Genomic DNA, 1,752 nt, shown 5'->3' with positions numbered 1-1,752 from the left:
CGCGCCGACAGCCTCGCCCACCCAGTCGAGGCGTTTTGCCGGAATGAGCCCGTAATTGTAGAAATTGACGCCGTCGGCGCCCGCATCGACGGCGGCTTTCGTGCGCGCGGTGAGGATTTCGGGGCCATCGACCTCGGGATAGAAGACGCGCAGGCCGAGCCCGACGAACTTGTCCTTGCCGAGCATCGCCCGGCCGGCGCGGATGACGTCGCCGATCGCTTCCGGCGTCATGTTATAGCAGCAGAGGATGGCACCGTCGCAGCGTTTGCCGACCTCGATGAGGTCGACGCCGCCGAGCCAGGCGTCCTTCAGGTCGATCAGCACGATGCGGGTTGCGGGATCGGCCGCGGCCTTGATCTCCTCGATCAGGCTCGTCACCGGCTCGAAGCGCCAGGCCAGTAAGGCGTACAGGTCCGGGTGGGCGCGGAAGGCGTCGATGCCGGCTTCGGGGAAATCGGGGAACTGCTTTTCCGGCACGGCGCGTTCGCAAAGCTCAGCAACGAAGCGCATGACGATCTTTTGCGCGCCTTCAATCGGCACGCCGGCCTGTTTCGCCCGCGCGGTGCAATGGTCGCAGAAGCAGAGCGAGAGCAGGAAATCGTCCTCGGCGTTCAGGCCGACGCCGTCCTTCTCATGGTGGTGTTCATGCGCGAAGCCCATGAAATTCGGGCTTTCCAGCTCCAGCATGTCGGGCTTGTAGTTGGTGGTGATGTCGCGCACCAGCGTCACGACATAATCGCGCGCCGCCGGGCTCGATGGGCAGAGATTGTAGGTGTTGGCATTGCCGAAGGCGTTGCGCGTCACGTGATCGGGATGCAGCAGGCCAAGCCGGCTGTTGTGCAGGCAGACCGTCCAGCAGGAGACGGCAAGGCCGGTTTTAGCGCGGGCCTTGGTCAGGGCGTCCAGCATGTCGCCGCGCTCGACCGTGTTCTGCGCCATCAGTGGCTGGATCGCCTTGCCCTGCCAGAGGGTTTCGTCCGGCCGAAAATAGACGGTGCCGTCCTCGGGAAAATAGGCTTTCTGCTGCGGGCTGCGCGGCTGGAGGAAGCGGCCGGCATGGTAGGATGTGGCAAGGCTCACCGTGTTGAGGCCGGCGCGGCCCTTCAGGTCGGCGGCAAGCGCCTCAAGCCCCTGGTCCTGAACGTCCCAGGGGTAGGTCCACATGGAAAGATGCATGATTGGCTCCGTCTGATATGTCCAGTTTATAGAACACGTGTCCATAATAGTGTCCAGCGCGATTTTTCCGTTTGAGTAGGGCAGCTTGCATTCCTGCAAGAATCGCGCGCCATGTTACGTCACGTCAGGTCACGTGCCGGCGGTCTTTGCCGCCGCGCGGGCCTTTCGAAGCGCCCCGGTGGCATTTTCGACGCATTGGATGTCGCGAACCGGAGGGATTCCTTGCAAGAGGCGGCGTAGCTTCTCGTCATTGCAGGGGCTTGCGCTGGCGCAAGCGGCCTGAAATATGCGCCGAGCCGTAAATTCGGCGGCACACAAGGGGATCGCCGGTGCTTGCCCCCGCATCGGCCGAACGCGAGAAACGAACCGATGAAAAGCCACGTCCTGACCGTATCCTGCCAATCGACCCGCGGCATCGTCGCCGCGATCACCGGCTACCTCGCCGAAAAGGGGTGCTACATCTCGGATTCGTCGCAGTTCGACGATCTCGAGACGGGCCTGTTCTTCATGCGCCTGACCTTCCTGTCCCAGGAAGGCGTGTCGGAAGACGACATCAAGGCCGGCTTTGCTCCCGTC

Annotated in this window: 1 protein-coding gene and 1 pseudogene; one reads left to right on the top strand and one right to left on the bottom strand. The window is 63.2% G+C overall.

All coding sequences use genetic code 11. The features are described 5' to 3' along the window. Window positions 1-1,176 (bottom strand): hypothetical protein (locus tag ACOZKU_RS03365; RefSeq protein WP_421577662.1); only part of this gene is annotated, 1,176 nt, incomplete at its 3' end. A gap of 369 nt (window positions 1,177-1,545) precedes the next feature. Here ACOZKU_RS03365 and purU point away from each other — a divergent pair. Continuing rightward, window positions 1,546-1,752, top strand: a pseudogene (gene purU, locus ACOZKU_RS03360) (formyltetrahydrofolate deformylase); the annotation flags it as partial.

The sequence above is a fragment of the Shinella sp. M31 genome (assembly GCF_049199205.1).
In the GTDB taxonomy this organism is placed as follows: Bacteria; Pseudomonadota; Alphaproteobacteria; order Rhizobiales; family Rhizobiaceae; genus Shinella.
The sequence above is the reverse complement of the archived record's forward strand: the minus strand, read 5'-3'. Positions and strand labels throughout refer to the sequence as shown.